This is a genomic window from Buttiauxella sp. JUb87 (assembly GCF_004361975.1).
In the GTDB taxonomy this organism is placed as follows: domain Bacteria; phylum Pseudomonadota; class Gammaproteobacteria; order Enterobacterales; family Enterobacteriaceae; genus Buttiauxella; species Buttiauxella ferragutiae.
On the sequence record NZ_SNVY01000001.1, the window covers coordinates 1,087,350 to 1,101,341 of the forward strand.

A 13,992-nucleotide genomic window follows, 5' to 3' on the forward strand; every position below is an offset into this window, starting at 1 on the left:
TATTACCCGGTAAAAAAACCTGAACCAATAGCTAACATAAGGGCATAGATAAATAACGGTAATGACAACAGCAACCCTTTACGTTGCCGCAATTTTTTACGCGTTTGTTGGTTTCCGCTAAGGGTTCCTGAGCCAGGTTCAACCAGGTTTGCCTCGTTTGGCCACTGTCGCCAGGCTTCGGGTAAGCACTCTCTTTCACTATCAATACGTTGTTGTAATAACTGGGCATCTTGTTGGGTATATTTCCCGTGAAAGCCCATCAATAAACAAAACAGAAACACCATTCTTAATGGCGTATTGGTTTTATCGAGGGTATCAAGGCGGGTGAAAAACTCTTCGCCACCAACAGAAATATTGAAGTAGTGCTTTTGCAGTAATGCTGCGCGCCACTCCTTAACCCAGGGAATGGTCGAACATAACACCCGTTCATCTAAATAAAGCACCACCGCAAAATAAGCATCTTCACATTCTTGTTGTTCATGGTGCAATTCAGATTCACATAATGCTTGCTCTAATAACTCTATGCACTGACTGCGAAAAACCGCGTAATCCTCATGTAATTGAGGTTGAGTCAATAACGTGGTCACCAGACGGAATAAAGGTAAATAACAATTCAATAAACTCATCATGATGGCACCACAAAAATAATTTGAACCTGCAAATCGTCCGGCATATCAGGCCAGTAACAGGAAATACCTTTTCCTTTGATAACCTTGCTCCACAGGTCGCTATCCTGTTCGATAACAAAATAGTGAGAGTCACTACGGTTCGGCACGCCTCGCGGAGGTTGGCGGCAGGCACTCACCGGAATCCCCGGCAAAGCATGCTGGATTAACATTTCGATCATTTGCGGCGGTGCCAGTTTGATACCGCCCTGGTTTTTTATCTGGCGATTTTCCATCGGGATGCTGGCAGAACGCAGCAATAACAGCGCCGTTTCGCTTTGTTTAAACTCGAGGCTTTTGAACTCACCGCTGAAAACGCCCTGAGAATCTTTCTCAAGCGTGACATACGTATTGTCCTCAAGAATCAGGCTGTTCAGCAGGGAAATCAATGTCCTGCGTGCGCTTTCAAAGCAATCCAGCAACCTATTATGGTTATAATCCAGCAGTTTGCTTTCGCTGTCTCGCCACTGCCCGTCAAAAGAACAACTGTCGCTAAAGGACGAAAGCTCGCCAATCAGCAGGCAGAGCAGGTTGTAAACCGTCCAGGGGTGAACCTGCCGTGCCTGGCAATAGTTTTTCAGCATCGGCAAGACACGATTAAGAGAGCGCATCGCCAGCAGCTGCGTCACCTGGTCGCCACGTTCAGCATCGTTCACCAGACGTTCGGAACGTTTATATTCCTCCAGTTTTCTGGCTCTGGCGCTCAGCTCAAAATAGACAGCTTCGATAAGTTTCTCTAGGCTTTGGGAGCCAAAGAGCGTCACCGATGGCGGGGAAAACGCCTCATCTAACGTGACCCGGTCATTGAGATAACGTAAGCGAGTTAATGGAATGCATTCGCAATCTACGGCATCGGCTTTTTCAGCATCGGATAGCAGGCGCACGTTGTAACACAAGCGCGCGACTGTGGCGTCTGGCGCATGATCGTAGACATCTTTCATCACCCGATCTTCCCCGGTATTCACCCAACGGGTGACCGCACGATCGTGCTCTTTTCCCAGCGTTGTGACGTTGCTGTGCTGCGGATCAAAACGACGCAATGCCAGCCATATGGGCAGCGTCTGGTCGCGTTGCTTCCAGATATCGCGGAAGTTTCGTTTTTCAATTTGGCAGTTTCCTGGCATCGATAAGAATGTCCCGCCAGGCATGATAAAGCGGATGTGATCGACACTGACCACATAATCGTCCAGCGCCGCTTTATTGATTTCGACTTCAATCAACCCATGGTTATAAGGTTGCGCGAGCTGTAAGCGCTGGGCAAGCTGCCACTCATGGTGCAAATCAAGCGATTGAAAATGCTGCGGTTGAAGATATAACCCGGAGTGCCAGTAAATTTGTTGTTGTTCGCTGTACATTACCCTTTTTCCTCGACGGCAACGGGCGCGGTGTTCTGGGCGATGTTTTCCGTCTCATTGGGTTCGCCGGCACTGACAATACTTTCACTGCCCAGCGTGACGGAAAATGTGACGGGTGATAGTGCCGATTGCCACACGGGCGACCACCAGCCGGTGCTGTGCGTGCTGACCGGGATTTCTGCCGTAAACATGTGTTGTTTAGTCGGGAACGGGTAATACCCGGCAACCAGCGCCAGGTTGCGCGTATTCTGTGCACGATCAATATGCAGAATATTGCTTTGTCCAGGCATCACGACATAGCGATCAAGCTGTAATACATCCCCTTCGTTGCCCGCTCCGGCAAACAGGCTTTTAAGCAACGTCGGATTATTCAATAGCTTATCCAGCGCCGGTTTATCTTTGGTCTGTAACAGCAAAACCGTACAACTGTTCGGCAGCTCATTGACGCTGTTTAGCCCCGGCTCTGCACGCAGGTTCAGGGTAATGGCACCGCTGGCAAACGGAGCGGATACCTTGTCAATAGACTGCTGACGCGCTTCCTGGTCGCCCGTGCTACACCCCGCAAACATAAGCATGCTGAGTAACAGACCCACGAAGCTGATTTGACCTTTCATTCTGTTTCTTGCCCTTTTAGTACTTTGTTGATGTCGCGCATACAGCTCTTGTCTTCCAGCATTTCATCAAGCCATTCGGTGAGTGTCATTCCCGCCCAACGCGCCGCACGCTCCATCAAAAAAGGGACCGGGCTGGAGGGTTCTGTCTGACGGAAAAAATGCGCAATTGTCAGCATTTGGCTGATGGCTAAATCTCGCGACATCTCCTGCTTTTGCGTCCTGCCAGCAAACATGGCGGATTCAGCAGATAAATCGGCTTCTTGTGGCGCTAATACATTGAGCGACATGATGTCGTCATAAGCAGGTGCCGCACGGTCAAACAGCCGTTTCATAAAGTCCTGCATCTCGGCAATGACGCTACGCGTTTGCCCCAGCGCAGATGAATCTGCCTGCGGGTTGACCTCGTCGTAGGTCGCTTCCAGGTGATTGAGCATTTCGATGAGCAGCTCGAGTGTTTCGCTCTGCGTCACAATTTTTTGTGGTACAAGCGAAAGTGCCCAACGATTAAATGTCTCCATAGAGAAGTCACTGTCTGAATCAGTACGGCTGCGGGCCATCGTGGATTGATGTTCCTGAAGGAGCACTTTTTGCCAGTGGTCCAGCGAGCTTTCTGGCTGCCCGAGTAACGGATAACTGTTCAACATCAGCGCCAGTTGGCGATCCAGACGATTCAGAATGCTGTGGCGAATAACCGCACCGTCTTCATCCAACTCAGGCCAGGCGGTTTGCCAATAGCGTTCGAGAAACGCTGCCAGAAACTGCGTTCCCTCCAGTAAACCCGCCAGGCCGTTTTGCTGAGTTAAACCCTCAACAAACCAGCAGGCGACCTGGAGATCTTTACTCTCCTTTTTCAAGACTTCGCGGCTCAGACGGATGACTTTGAGCCAGTCGGCCTTGCGTAATTCAGTTGCCCATTCACCCTGTGGTAAATAATCAGGATCGCTTTCGCGCGCCTGGCGAATATCGTCATAAATTTGTTGATATTCAACGTTGCGACCAGCGGGTTGCTCTTCACCGATCGGCACCAACAGTTCATCAAAATTTGTTTTCATTGCATCACACTCTAAGAAATCAAAACTGTTGGGCAGCCAACAACGATAGTGCCGCCGTGAGCCGTGCTGTCTCCCATCCGTGCGGCTGGCTTGCCACCAATCAGCACTTTGGTGCTGCCTTTAACCACTGAATCAGGAGGCCCGACGCACACCGCCATTGAACCGACTGTTGCGGCAGGAACCCCGCCAATCAGCACCGTCGGAGAGCCCGGCGTGGTGATTGGCCCACCGACGTGGGGGATGGGCGGCAAACCGGGGGTGACCATCGGGCAAACGTGCATGTCACCGACTCGTGCAGCGGGCTGGCCCATTAATGACCCCCTTGCACGGTGTGCCATTGGGCAAGCAGGTTTTGTGCACCGATAAACGGAGCGTTATCCGCCGCCAGCAGGACACTCAACTGTTTCAGCGCGCAGTGCAGCATCAACGGGGCTAAATGTGCTTCGGGATAAACAGCCTCAAATTCGTCGGGTGTCATGCTGCCCTGCATCCAGAACAGCGCCAGCCCTGCCGCACCGACTGGGGTATCAAAACCGAGGTTTTCCGCCTGCAGGAAAATATCCCGACGCAGCCCTTCATCGTGGGTTTTCAGCCACTGATTGATGTCGGCCACACACTGGAGAGCCGGTGGATTTAATGGCAACTGTGTGACTTGTTGCACCACCCAGCCGAGCACTTTTTCTGGCGTTTTATCAAGTACCAGGCTGGCAAGCGCATCTTCCCATTGGCCGGAAACCATCAGATTGAGTGCATTTTCATAGCCACTGTCAGCACTGCGATAACCGGTAAAAGCTTCTGGAGTCATTAATTTTTCTTTCATCATCATCGCCTTAACCAATCATGGTCACGCCACCCTTAATTTGCGTCATACCGCTGCCTTTAACTGTCACCATCGCGCCTTTCAGCTCTGCGGTTCCGCTGCCTTCAACCTTGATAGTGGTCGCGCTCAATGTGATGCCAGAAGGGGTGATAGATATCTTGCTGCTGCCCACTTTAAGTTCGATGCTTTGCGTCGATTCAATCACGCAGGCTTTATCGGCTTTCACCTTGCTGCCACCGCCGCTGATATCCATCTGATGTTCGCCACCACTGAGGCTGGCTTTTAAATTACCTTTGATATCAAGCGCGTAATCGCCACTTTTCAGCGTGGTATTGTGGTTGCCTTTTTCCAGCGTCAGCGCACGATCGCCCTGTTTCAGGGTTAACGTTTCATTGCCTTTGGTAATTTCAGTTGCACGGTCTTCGCCGATGGTTTCGGTGACTTGTTTGGTGATTTCAGTGATGACGTTATTTTTCACCGTCAACAGCAGATCTTTTTGTGAGGTAATCACCAGGCGTTCTTCGCCTTTTTTATCGTCGAATCGCAGTTGATGGCTCTCTTCAACGCTGCCATCAAGCGAACTACGGGAAACGAATCCGCTGTGATTTTTTTCATCAGGCAGCGTCAGTGGCGGTTTGTTTTGCCCGTTAAATACCGTGCCGGTAACCAGCGGATAATCCGGGTTGCCATGAACAAAACTAACGATCACCTCGCTGTTAACCCGCGGCAGGAACATCGCGCCAAAACGGCCACCCGCCCAGGGTTGCGACACGCGAACCCAGCATGAACTGCCGTCGTCTTTTTTGTTTTCGTTATCCCAGGGGAACTGGATTTTGATACGCCCGTATTCATCGGTATGAATTTCTTCCGATTTAGGGCCAACCACCGTGGCGGTCAAAATACCGGGAATATAAGGTTGAGGCGTGGTGTGCTCAGGCCGCCATGACACGCTGTCTCTCAGCAAATGAATCTGACAATGGAAATCCGGGATGCTGTCATCAATACTGCTGCTTACCCGCAGATGAACCGATTTAATGCGGTAGTCGCCGTGGCATGACGGATGGTCAGTCAGAGTGAATTTTTCACCACAGTGCACCCAGAAAGCTGAAGTCTCTGCCAGATATTGCTGACTGTCGGCTTCCAGTTGCTCCATCTTAAGCCTGGCCTGCGCCTCAAGCAGAGAGCGGTTGTCGTGACCGTTGGCATCAACGTAACTGACCCCCTGAACCGCGTAATCCTGGTCGGCCACCTTCGACTCCCCTTCAATACTGGCTGCCTGCTCCATGTTGAAGCCTTTTAACAGCACAGAAGAAGCAGCGAGTGATGAGTGCGCCGACCAGCTTAAAATGCCGTTCCCCTCCCCCAAATCCGTCTGCGGCATAAAAGGCAGTTGCGCCGGTGCCGTGGAGTGGTGGCAGGATGGATGGTCAGCCAGCACAAGCTGGTGCTGCCCCGCGGTATGGCTGAAGAAGTAGTAAATCCCCTCTTGTTCCAGCAAGCGGCTGATGAAGTCAAAATCTGACTCGCGGTATTGAATGCAATATTCACGAGGTTTATAGGTTGCACGCAGGCGTAACTCGATCTGGTTGATATTCTGCTGGCGCAACAGCTGGCACACTAAATCAGGCACCGTAATATTCTGGAACACTGCCAGATTACGACCCAGACGCAAGAAAGCCATACGTGGCTCGAGGCGGCCAACAAACGTGCTGATACCATCGGTATTATTCATTTCCACAATATGGGTGATGACGCCATGCACATAACGCTTGCGGCTATTGCGCCCAATCTCACAGGCGACTTCTTTACCGAGGAAACGCCCCATCTGCGCACTGCTTAATTCCGTACGAAACTGGATTTGGTAGCGGAAAGTGGATGAGAGTTGTTCCTCACCTTCAATGCTCATTAATGTCAGTGAATTAGCCGCATCCCCAACAAAGCGGATGAATCTATTGTTCTGCCCTAATACATTTGGCATGTCTTATTTTCCTTCCCGATAGACGGGTAATCGAATGGTGTGCTGGCCCGCTTCAGAGGCGCGCCCAAGACAAATATCCAGGCCAATTTGCCCCGTCCCCAGTTCAGTCATGCCGTTTGAGGTATTTTGGATGAGGATGTCGATATCAAAATCCAGCCCTGCGCCTACATAGTCGCGAATATGAGTCCACAGATTTTTGTAATGTCTGCCTTTTGACAGGAACAGACCGACATCCCGCAACGGCACAGGCCCAAGAGAGACGGTAAAATGCGATTGCCGATCCCAGTAGACACGCCCCAGCATCGGTGCTGAACCCAACGTTTGCGACGGTTGCCCAAGGCAGCAGCACAACGCCGGTTCCATCGATCGCCATTCCCCGGTAAACGGGGTAATTTTTGCCGGCACGGAGAAGCTATGTTTTAGCCACGTTTCTAAATTGAGCATCGAGCGAACCGAATGGGCGAACAAATCGGCATAGCGCAGTTGCTGAAAAGAAGATGGGCTTTGCATCACTCCCGCCAGCGCCTGAACCGCGTCGCTTAAAGGCAGCGTCGCCGAGAATTCGGCCATCGCGTAGTAGTGGTACTTTTGCCAGGCGAGGTAACGCAGGGTGTGCAGGCGGTGGTTAAAAATATCGAGAAACGCTTTAGCGGTTTTATCGCCATAGCGGTAATGTCGTTCAATCAACCATTCGGTGTAAACCGTCGGCAATGCGCCGAGCGCCCCGGTTAACCCAAAAGCCGCGACCTCCACCTGCCACTGATTTTTAGCTAATTGTTTAATCTCGCCGATTTCGCCTGACGGTGTATCAAGCGAAAGTGGGGAAATAAAACGCAGGTTATTTTCCAGTGCTTGCTTGCTTTCAAGCGCCTGTTTTTTCGTCAGATGGAGCAGCATGATGCGCACCTGCTGGAAAAAATTATGCGGGCTAAAACAGATATTCAGAGCCATGACAAGCGACCCGCACGAATCGGCCAGACACGCTGAGATTCCTCTTTGGATTCAATGACCGTGACCACACGCGTAAAGCTGTTAACCGGTGCATACAACGCCAAAAAACAATCGATAAAGCGGCAAAACAGGAAGTATTCCGCTTCGGTGCTGGCTTCGCTGGCAAACGTAATGCGTATCTCAATACCGCGTGAAAGGGATTGCGGATCCTGCGGGACTAACCTTGCGACGACAGGGGCAGACTCAACGCGCAACAGCAGATTGATCAGACGGGCGATCCCTGGATTATCAACAAAGTTATATAACGCCAGCGTCTCTTTGAGCACGCGTACCCCTTCCGGCCCGCCGATCAGCATATGATTGAGCGAAAGTTGCGAGATTAAACGCCAGCGTGCAGCCTGTTTTAACGGCGGCCTGACCGGAATAGTCGGGCGCGTTAATGCGGTGATTTTCATCCCGGCAATCGGCAATTCCGACTCAAAATCGCCGTCTGGATCGCCGTTACGCATCGTCGAAGGAAGTTCACGATTCGTGCAGGTGAGATTCAGGCTGACGACGTCACTTCCTGGCGTCAAAGGCTGCTCACTGCGGTCGGAAAATGCGATAAACAACGCCGGGACACTTCCCTCGCTGCTGTCAGTTTCGCGGTGCATGCATTGCCAAAAAAGTCCGGGTTCACCATCTTGTGCCGAATGGTCTAAACCAAATAATGGATAAATGGGGCGGGAAAGCGTTTCATTACCTTGTTTACGCATCGCCGAAACGCTATCCACTGACCAGATTTCCATGGCGTTCTGATGGCGAATATCAGGGATCACCAGATACTCCGCGATTTCATGGTCTGGCGTGATGGGTTCAGCGCGATGCTCAAACAAATTAATCGCTGGCGTACAGTTCAACAAAAATAAATTCTCGTTGACCATGGCCGCCATTTTTTCCAGCTGATTGGCAATCGTGCAGCGGTTGAAGGCTATTTTCAGGGTAAATTCACTTTTGCTGCCCGCGACAAAACCGTCAGGTAACGGAATATCAATAAAATGAAATTTCTGAGGAAAAAAGAAATAATCCTGCAACAGGCTATGTGTCGGTGAAATTCTCGAGTCACCTGCGAGCAGATTTTGATTCTCACCAAAACCGATACCACAAATATGCTGGGCAGAAAGCTGATAGCGCTGTTCATCCTGCTGCAAATGAATCGACAGCACTTCACTGCATAACAGCGTGTAGAGAATGTTAACGATATTGTTAGCGCCACTCAGATGGACACGCAGAGAATTCGCGCTTAATGTCGCACCTGGCCAGGTTGTCAGTTTTATATTGAGGTTCCAGCATAACGTTACCTCATCGAGATTCAGATGAGCTTTTGTCAAACTAACCGGTTGAATCATCACTGGATAAACGGTGCGAAAACGACAACTTTGATTCTCACCATGACGAGAGAATAAATACGTTTTGGCCTCGATTAAGTTGCCAGAAGTCAGCGCACTGACTTTGACGTCAGGAGACATTTGTACGATACACACTGAGGGAAACGGCCTCAGCAATTGCGGAGCCAACACATTAAGCAACGCGTGGGTCACTTCAGGCATATCTTCATCAAGACGCTGCTGGATTTGCGCAGTCACCAGCGCGAAAGATTCGATTAATCTTTCGATGTGCGGATCTTCCGACATTCCTTCAGAAATACCTAAACGGCGAGCAACTTTAGGGAAATGACGAGCAAAAGCTTTTCCCTGGATTTTAAGGTAGCCAAGTTCTTTTTGATAATATGAAATGAGTTTATTAGCTAACATGATTAATGCTCTTTAATCCCGAAGGAAAAACTGATTCAACACGTCGTCCCACATGAGGTGATAACGGACATTACCTAAAAAACCTTCTGCTTCAATAACAAAGGAGTTGATATGTTTCTGCGTTTCACCTGGATAAACATTAATACTTTTAAGCCTTGGTTCAAATCGTTGTAATGCGAGTGTAATTCGCGCCTGCATAATAGATATTTTCTCAAGGCGTGAGGTATCGCTGGTGAACACATCACTGACCCCATAATTAATGATTGACTCATTAATTAATCGAATGTTCTCAACATGGTAATTCAGAGGGCGTGAAGACAAAAGAAGCAGTATTTCAGAAACTAATACATCGCTTTTGTCTTCACCCTCCGCATCGTCATATTGATCATTCGGATTATCATCCGCCAGGCGCTGTAGTAAAGAGTTCATATTTTCATCTCAGTAAAACAGTGTGCTTTGCACACTGTTTAATTTATTACAGCTTGGTATTTTCAGTGATATTCCAACCCACTGGACCATATTTCTTGGTTTTACCACCAGGATCGACCATCTGAGTTTCAAATTTAAAGCTGCTAAATACGAAGCTCAGAGTTTCTTGTGGAATATCCCCTGCACTCTGCGCACCGATACTATGACTGGTCAGAATGCAGTTTTCATAGGTCCAGCGAACCATTTCATTATCTTTGTCGTCAGTTTTAACGTTCATCGCAACAATGATTTTTTTAATATTGGTGCCCTGGGCAACCATATTAACCAAATCAGTTGAAGTTGCATCTAGCTCTTTAGAGAAAGAAACAGAATCAAAATTAACGCCATCGCTATTCAACTGACCTGAACCATTGCTAATTTTAGCTGTACTATAAACACCATTATTAACATGACCGATTGAAATCCAACCGTCATATTTTTTATCACTCACACAACCTTTAACACCGTCAATTTGCATGAATAGATTATCAGCACTTGCCATTGATATATTTCCTTTTAACTAATGATTATGCACCTGTAGATGCAGGAAGTTCTGCTACCAGACGCAGTGACATACTGAGTCCTTCCAGCTGAAAATGGGGTTTAAGATAAACCACCGCGCGGTAACTTCCTGGGCTACCAGGAACATCAACGACCTCTACTGTTGCCTCACGCAATGGATGGCTGGCTTTAATATGAGCACCAACATTATCGGAACCGACAACATATTGGTTAATCCATGTTTGCAGGAAATCCTGGCATTCGGATTTGGACATAAAGCTACCCACTTTATCGCGCACAATAGATTTCATATAATGTGCAAAACGCGATGTCGTCATAATATATTGCAGCTGACTTGAAAGTTTGGCATTGGCATTAGCCAATTCAGAATCATATTTACGGGGTTTATTGACTGATTGCACCGCAAAGAATGCGGCGTAATCGGTGCCCTTACAATGAACTAATGGAATAAAGCCAAGGTCGGCGAGTTCTTTCTCACGGCGATCGGAAATAGCCACTTCTGTTGGGCACTGCATCACTTTTTCACCGGTTTGTGAAACAAAGCTATGTGTTGCCAGGGATTTCACCAGCCCACCGCCTTCTACACCACGAATTGCTGCGCACCAGCCATGTTCTTCAAAGGCTTCCACCATACGACCGGCTAACTCATAAGCGGCATTGATCCACAAATAGCTGGAGCCATCATTATTTTCGATAACTTTTTCTTCGAAATTAAACATCTCTACTGGAACTGTTTTCGCCCCATAAGGCAAACGACCGATAACACGCGGAAGTGTCAATCCAACATAGCGGGAATCATCGCTCTGGCGGAAGGACTTCCAGCGAGCATAATCTGAGGTATCAAACAATTTGCCGAGATCGCGTGGACGAGGCATCTCGGAGAAACTGCCCATTGAGAACATTCCCGGGTTAGCGGCCGTCAGGAAAGGTGCATGTGCAGCGGCTGCGACATGAGAAATCTGCTCCAGTAACAGAATATCTTCTGGCATTGCCTCAAATTCAAAATCACCGACAAATGCAGAATACGGTTCACCACCGAAGGTGCCATATTCGCTTTCGTAGATACTTTTAAATAATGACGACTGATCAAAATCTGAAGCTGATTTGAAATCGCGTAACAGCTCTTTTTTAGTACAGTTGAAAACACGCACTTTGGTGTTTTCAGTCACGCTACTTTGTACCAGTTTGTGTAGACCACGCCAGGAAGACTCCATTTTCTGGAATTCTGGAGCCTGAATAATATTACTGACCTGCGCGGAAAGCAGTGCATCTATAGCGGCAATACGCATTTCAATGCTGCCGACTAAATCGCTGGAAATAACAACAGCACCAGAGGCAACTTCAGACAATAAGTTGTCCATCTGAACCTTAACTTTATTACGATCTGACTCACGGCGAATCGCCTGAGTATTATCAATAATTTGATCGAGGAAATCGCTTGTTTGTGCAACTTCTGCGGCATTGATGACTTGAATATCACTCATTCTGCCTCTCCTTCGTCAGAAGTTACTGCACCAGAAGCCGTATTTTGCTGCTGTATTAATTCAAGCAATTGCTCTTTCAGGCGATCATTACTGGCAGTACGGTTGCGCAAGTCACTCAATTGCTCACGCATTTCCAAAAGCTTACGTAACGGCTCTACCTGCATTGCGATATTTTCAGGAGAAAAATCATCAATAGAATTAAATTTAAGCGAAACCGCCAGTTGACCTTCTTTTTGAGGTAAAGCACTTTCAATTAACATGTCAACGGAGGGGTTCATCCCTTCCATAACATCATTAAAATTATCTTTATCGATATGAGTGAAGCGGCGTTCACGTAACGGTGCTTCGTCACTGGCAAAACTACCGACAACACCGATGACTAAAGGCAATTCTTTTTGGATTTGTGCACCACCTACTTCCACATCATAGGTTATTTGCACGCGTGGGGGGCGAGACTTACTTAATTTATGTTGAGTGTTACTCATGTGGTTAATTTACCGTTTGATATTAGTGCAGCAACTAGTAATCCACATACTAAGCGAGATAAACACAACACATCTACTTAATGAGTTATTAACTGTTTATAAAAATCACCTTCATTTCATACATCACCAAATGCCCCCTTACCATCAACACTCCTGCACTTATATTTACTAAGCAGGCAATCCTTGAACAGAAATTAAAAACAGCTTAACTATTTATTAAGCCAGCATTCATTCATGACAAATAATTAATGTCATTGATTAATATCTCCTGATTCAAGTTGTTGGTGCGCCTTAGTACTGGCGCACCAACAGAATACGGGTTTATAGATTTCTCAACATAGATGTGGGTATCGCTGACGCTAATCCACCCGACAACGGCTGATTATTTATCCTGACCAGTAACGACAAGCTTTATGACTGGCTCAAGCAGTTTAGCGACCGCCGCAAAAGCAGGCACCACCACTGAATTACCAAACTGCCGATAGGCCTGAGTATCAGATACTGGAATACGGAACTTACTCCCCTGCACTGCCTCAAAACCCATTAAGCGCGCGCATTCACGCGGTGTTAAACGGCGTGGGCGACATTGCTGATTTTCCGCATTATCAAAATCTGCCTCTCCCAGCGATTTATCCCAACCACGATCCACGAGGATTTCTGCCCCGTCTTTGTAATAACGCGCGGATAACGTACGTGCCACGCTCACTGGGTTATTAGGGTCAACCAGACCGTAGCCAAAACCATTACCCTTCGCCTGGTGTTTTTTCGCGTAATTATAGAGATACTTCCAGAGTGTTGGCGTGAGAATATATTTCGCATCCACCGTCGGTTCCAGCAATTCACCAAACGTCGGGCGGCGTTGTGGATAACATTCGCTGAGTTTGCGCAGTGTAAAATCTTTATGCACATTGAGATCACGACGGAAACCGACCAGCACAATACGTTCGCGATGTTGAGGAAGAAAGTTTTTACCATCGATAATTTTAGGGTCGCCCGCCCCCATGATTGCGGCATCAGAGACTTCATAACCCAGGCTATCCAGTGTTTCCATAATGACGCGGAAGGTGTTGCCTTTATCGTGGCTTTTTAGATTTTTCACGTTTTCCAGCACAAAGATAGCTGGGCGTTTCGCGTCAATAATGCGTGCGACATCGAAAAACAGTGTGCCCTGAGTTTCACAGGCAAAGCCATGAGCACGGCCTAAAGCATTTTTCTTCGACACGCCTGCCAGGGAAAAGGGCTGGCATGGAAAACCGGCCAACAGTACGTCGTGATCCGGCATGATAGCCTGAATATGTGCAGTGGCCTGTTCATCGCTGACGTCAACACGGTGGCTGAGAGTAACATCGCGGATATCCTGATTGAACTGATGATTTTCAGGGCAACAGTACCAATTGGCTTTATAAGTGCGCACCGCGTATTTATTCCACTCGCTGGTAAAAACGCATTGCCCGCCAATGGCTTCAAACCCGCTACGAATGCCGCCAATACCGGCAAATAAATCGACGAATTTAAAGGCGTATTTCCCGTGGTGTGCAGGTAACTGCGGCAACATATTTTGCAGCATGGCGCTTTCTGCGGGTGTCAGCGTGCGAGGCGAAGATTTACGGTTATACCAACGGTTTAGTGATTCACGTGTCCAGTCGCCGCTGACCTGGCGCAAATGATGGGCCACTGTTTTCTGGTCATAGATTTCCAGAATTCGGCTCACTAGCGCAAAGTCTTCTTCTAGTTGCTGTTGTTGCAGGCGTTGGGATTGTTGTGAGAGTTGCTCGGCAATGGCGTCGAAGTCGTTCATCATGAAC

14 protein-coding genes are annotated in these 13,992 nt (G+C 48.3%); all 14 read right to left on the minus strand.

Going from position 1 to position 13,992, the window contains the following annotated elements:
- Positions 1-2: 2 nt before the first annotated feature.
- Positions 3-629, minus strand: a complete 627-nt coding sequence (locus EC843_RS05195; RefSeq protein ID WP_133521814.1) for a DotU family type IV/VI secretion system protein — start codon at positions 627-629, stop codon at positions 3-5.
- On the minus strand, positions 626-2,020 hold the full coding sequence (tssK, locus tag EC843_RS05200; protein ID WP_133521815.1) for a type VI secretion system baseplate subunit TssK: 1,395 nt from the start codon (positions 2,018-2,020) through the stop codon (positions 626-628). Before tssK ends, EC843_RS05195 begins: the two co-directional genes overlap by 4 nt.
- A complete protein-coding gene (locus tag EC843_RS05205; protein ID WP_133521816.1) occupies positions 2,020-2,634 on the minus strand; it encodes a type VI secretion lipoprotein TssJ in 615 nt (204 codons plus the stop codon). The genes tssK and EC843_RS05205 overlap by 1 nt, the downstream gene beginning before the upstream one ends.
- Positions 2,631-3,686, minus strand: a complete 1,056-nt coding sequence (tssA, locus tag EC843_RS05210) for a type VI secretion system protein TssA (RefSeq protein ID WP_133521817.1) — start codon at positions 3,684-3,686, stop codon at positions 2,631-2,633. The genes EC843_RS05205 and tssA overlap by 4 nt, the downstream gene beginning before the upstream one ends.
- Positions 3,687-3,697: 11 nt before the next feature.
- Positions 3,698-3,997, minus strand: coding sequence for a PAAR domain-containing protein (locus EC843_RS05215; protein WP_064545467.1), 300 nt, complete (start codon positions 3,995-3,997; stop codon positions 3,698-3,700).
- Entirely contained in the window at positions 3,997-4,506 is a 510-nt protein-coding gene (locus EC843_RS05220) for a hypothetical protein (protein WP_133521818.1), read from the minus strand. The genes EC843_RS05215 and EC843_RS05220 overlap by 1 nt, the downstream gene beginning before the upstream one ends.
- Positions 4,507-4,516: 10 nt before the next feature.
- Positions 4,517-6,484, minus strand: a complete 1,968-nt coding sequence (tssI, locus tag EC843_RS05225) for a type VI secretion system tip protein TssI/VgrG (RefSeq protein WP_133521819.1) — start codon at positions 6,482-6,484, stop codon at positions 4,517-4,519.
- A gap of 3 nt (positions 6,485-6,487) precedes the next feature.
- Entirely contained in the window at positions 6,488-7,435 is a 948-nt protein-coding gene (gene tssG / locus EC843_RS05230; protein ID WP_133521820.1) for a type VI secretion system baseplate subunit TssG, read from the minus strand.
- Positions 7,426-9,228, minus strand: coding sequence for a type VI secretion system baseplate subunit TssF (tssF, locus tag EC843_RS05235; RefSeq protein ID WP_133521821.1), 1,803 nt, complete (start codon positions 9,226-9,228; stop codon positions 7,426-7,428). The genes tssG and tssF overlap by 10 nt, the downstream gene beginning before the upstream one ends.
- A gap of 12 nt (positions 9,229-9,240) precedes the next feature.
- On the minus strand, positions 9,241-9,657 hold the full coding sequence (locus EC843_RS05240) for a hypothetical protein (protein WP_121813842.1): 417 nt from the start codon (positions 9,655-9,657) through the stop codon (positions 9,241-9,243).
- A gap of 46 nt (positions 9,658-9,703) precedes the next feature.
- Positions 9,704-10,198 (minus strand): type VI secretion system tube protein Hcp, encoded by a 495-nt coding sequence (locus tag EC843_RS05245; protein WP_064545455.1) that lies wholly within the window; start codon positions 10,196-10,198, stop codon positions 9,704-9,706.
- Between the two features lie 25 nt (positions 10,199-10,223).
- Entirely contained in the window at positions 10,224-11,702 is a 1,479-nt protein-coding gene (gene tssC, locus EC843_RS05250; protein ID WP_121813843.1) for a type VI secretion system contractile sheath large subunit, read from the minus strand.
- The gene (gene tssB, locus EC843_RS05255; RefSeq protein WP_121813844.1) at positions 11,699-12,187 is read right to left on the minus strand and encodes a type VI secretion system contractile sheath small subunit; all 489 of its coding nucleotides are present in this window, start codon (positions 12,185-12,187) and stop codon (positions 11,699-11,701) included. Before tssB ends, tssC begins: the two co-directional genes overlap by 4 nt.
- A gap of 382 nt (positions 12,188-12,569) precedes the next feature.
- Positions 12,570-13,985, minus strand: a complete 1,416-nt coding sequence (locus EC843_RS05260; RefSeq protein WP_133521822.1) for a DNA cytosine methyltransferase — start codon at positions 13,983-13,985, stop codon at positions 12,570-12,572.
- Between the last annotated feature and the right edge of the window lie 7 nt (positions 13,986-13,992).

Bases quoted from the DNA above. Each gene is read 5' to 3' on its own strand.
- tssI (WP_133521819.1), bottom strand. From the start codon at position 6,484: ATGCCAAATGTATTAGGGCAGAACAATAGATTCATCCGCTTTGTTGGG.
- tssK (WP_133521815.1), bottom strand. From the start codon at position 2,020: ATGTACAGCGAACAACAACAAATTTACTGGCACTCCGGGTTATATCTT.
- EC843_RS05195 (WP_133521814.1), bottom strand. From the start codon at position 629: ATGATGAGTTTATTGAATTGTTATTTACCTTTATTCCGTCTGGTGACC.
- EC843_RS05205 (WP_133521816.1), bottom strand. From the start codon at position 2,634: ATGAAAGGTCAAATCAGCTTCGTGGGTCTGTTACTCAGCATGCTTATG.
- tssG (WP_133521820.1), bottom strand. From the start codon at position 7,435: ATGGCTCTGAATATCTGTTTTAGCCCGCATAATTTTTTCCAGCAGGTG.
- tssF (WP_133521821.1), bottom strand. From the start codon at position 9,228: ATGTTAGCTAATAAACTCATTTCATATTATCAAAAAGAACTTGGCTAC.
- EC843_RS05260 (WP_133521822.1), bottom strand. From the start codon at position 13,985: ATGAACGACTTCGACGCCATTGCCGAGCAACTCTCACAACAATCCCAA.
- EC843_RS05220 (WP_133521818.1), bottom strand. From the start codon at position 4,506: ATGAAAGAAAAATTAATGACTCCAGAAGCTTTTACCGGTTATCGCAGT.
- tssC (WP_121813843.1), bottom strand. From the start codon at position 11,702: ATGAGTGATATTCAAGTCATCAATGCCGCAGAAGTTGCACAAACAAGC.
- EC843_RS05215 (WP_064545467.1), bottom strand. From the start codon at position 3,997: ATGGGCCAGCCCGCTGCACGAGTCGGTGACATGCACGTTTGCCCGATG.
- EC843_RS05240 (WP_121813842.1), bottom strand. From the start codon at position 9,657: ATGAACTCTTTACTACAGCGCCTGGCGGATGATAATCCGAATGATCAA.
- tssB (WP_121813844.1), bottom strand. From the start codon at position 12,187: ATGAGTAACACTCAACATAAATTAAGTAAGTCTCGCCCCCCACGCGTG.
- tssA (WP_133521817.1), bottom strand. From the start codon at position 3,686: ATGAAAACAAATTTTGATGAACTGTTGGTGCCGATCGGTGAAGAGCAA.
- EC843_RS05245 (WP_064545455.1), bottom strand. From the start codon at position 10,198: ATGGCAAGTGCTGATAATCTATTCATGCAAATTGACGGTGTTAAAGGT.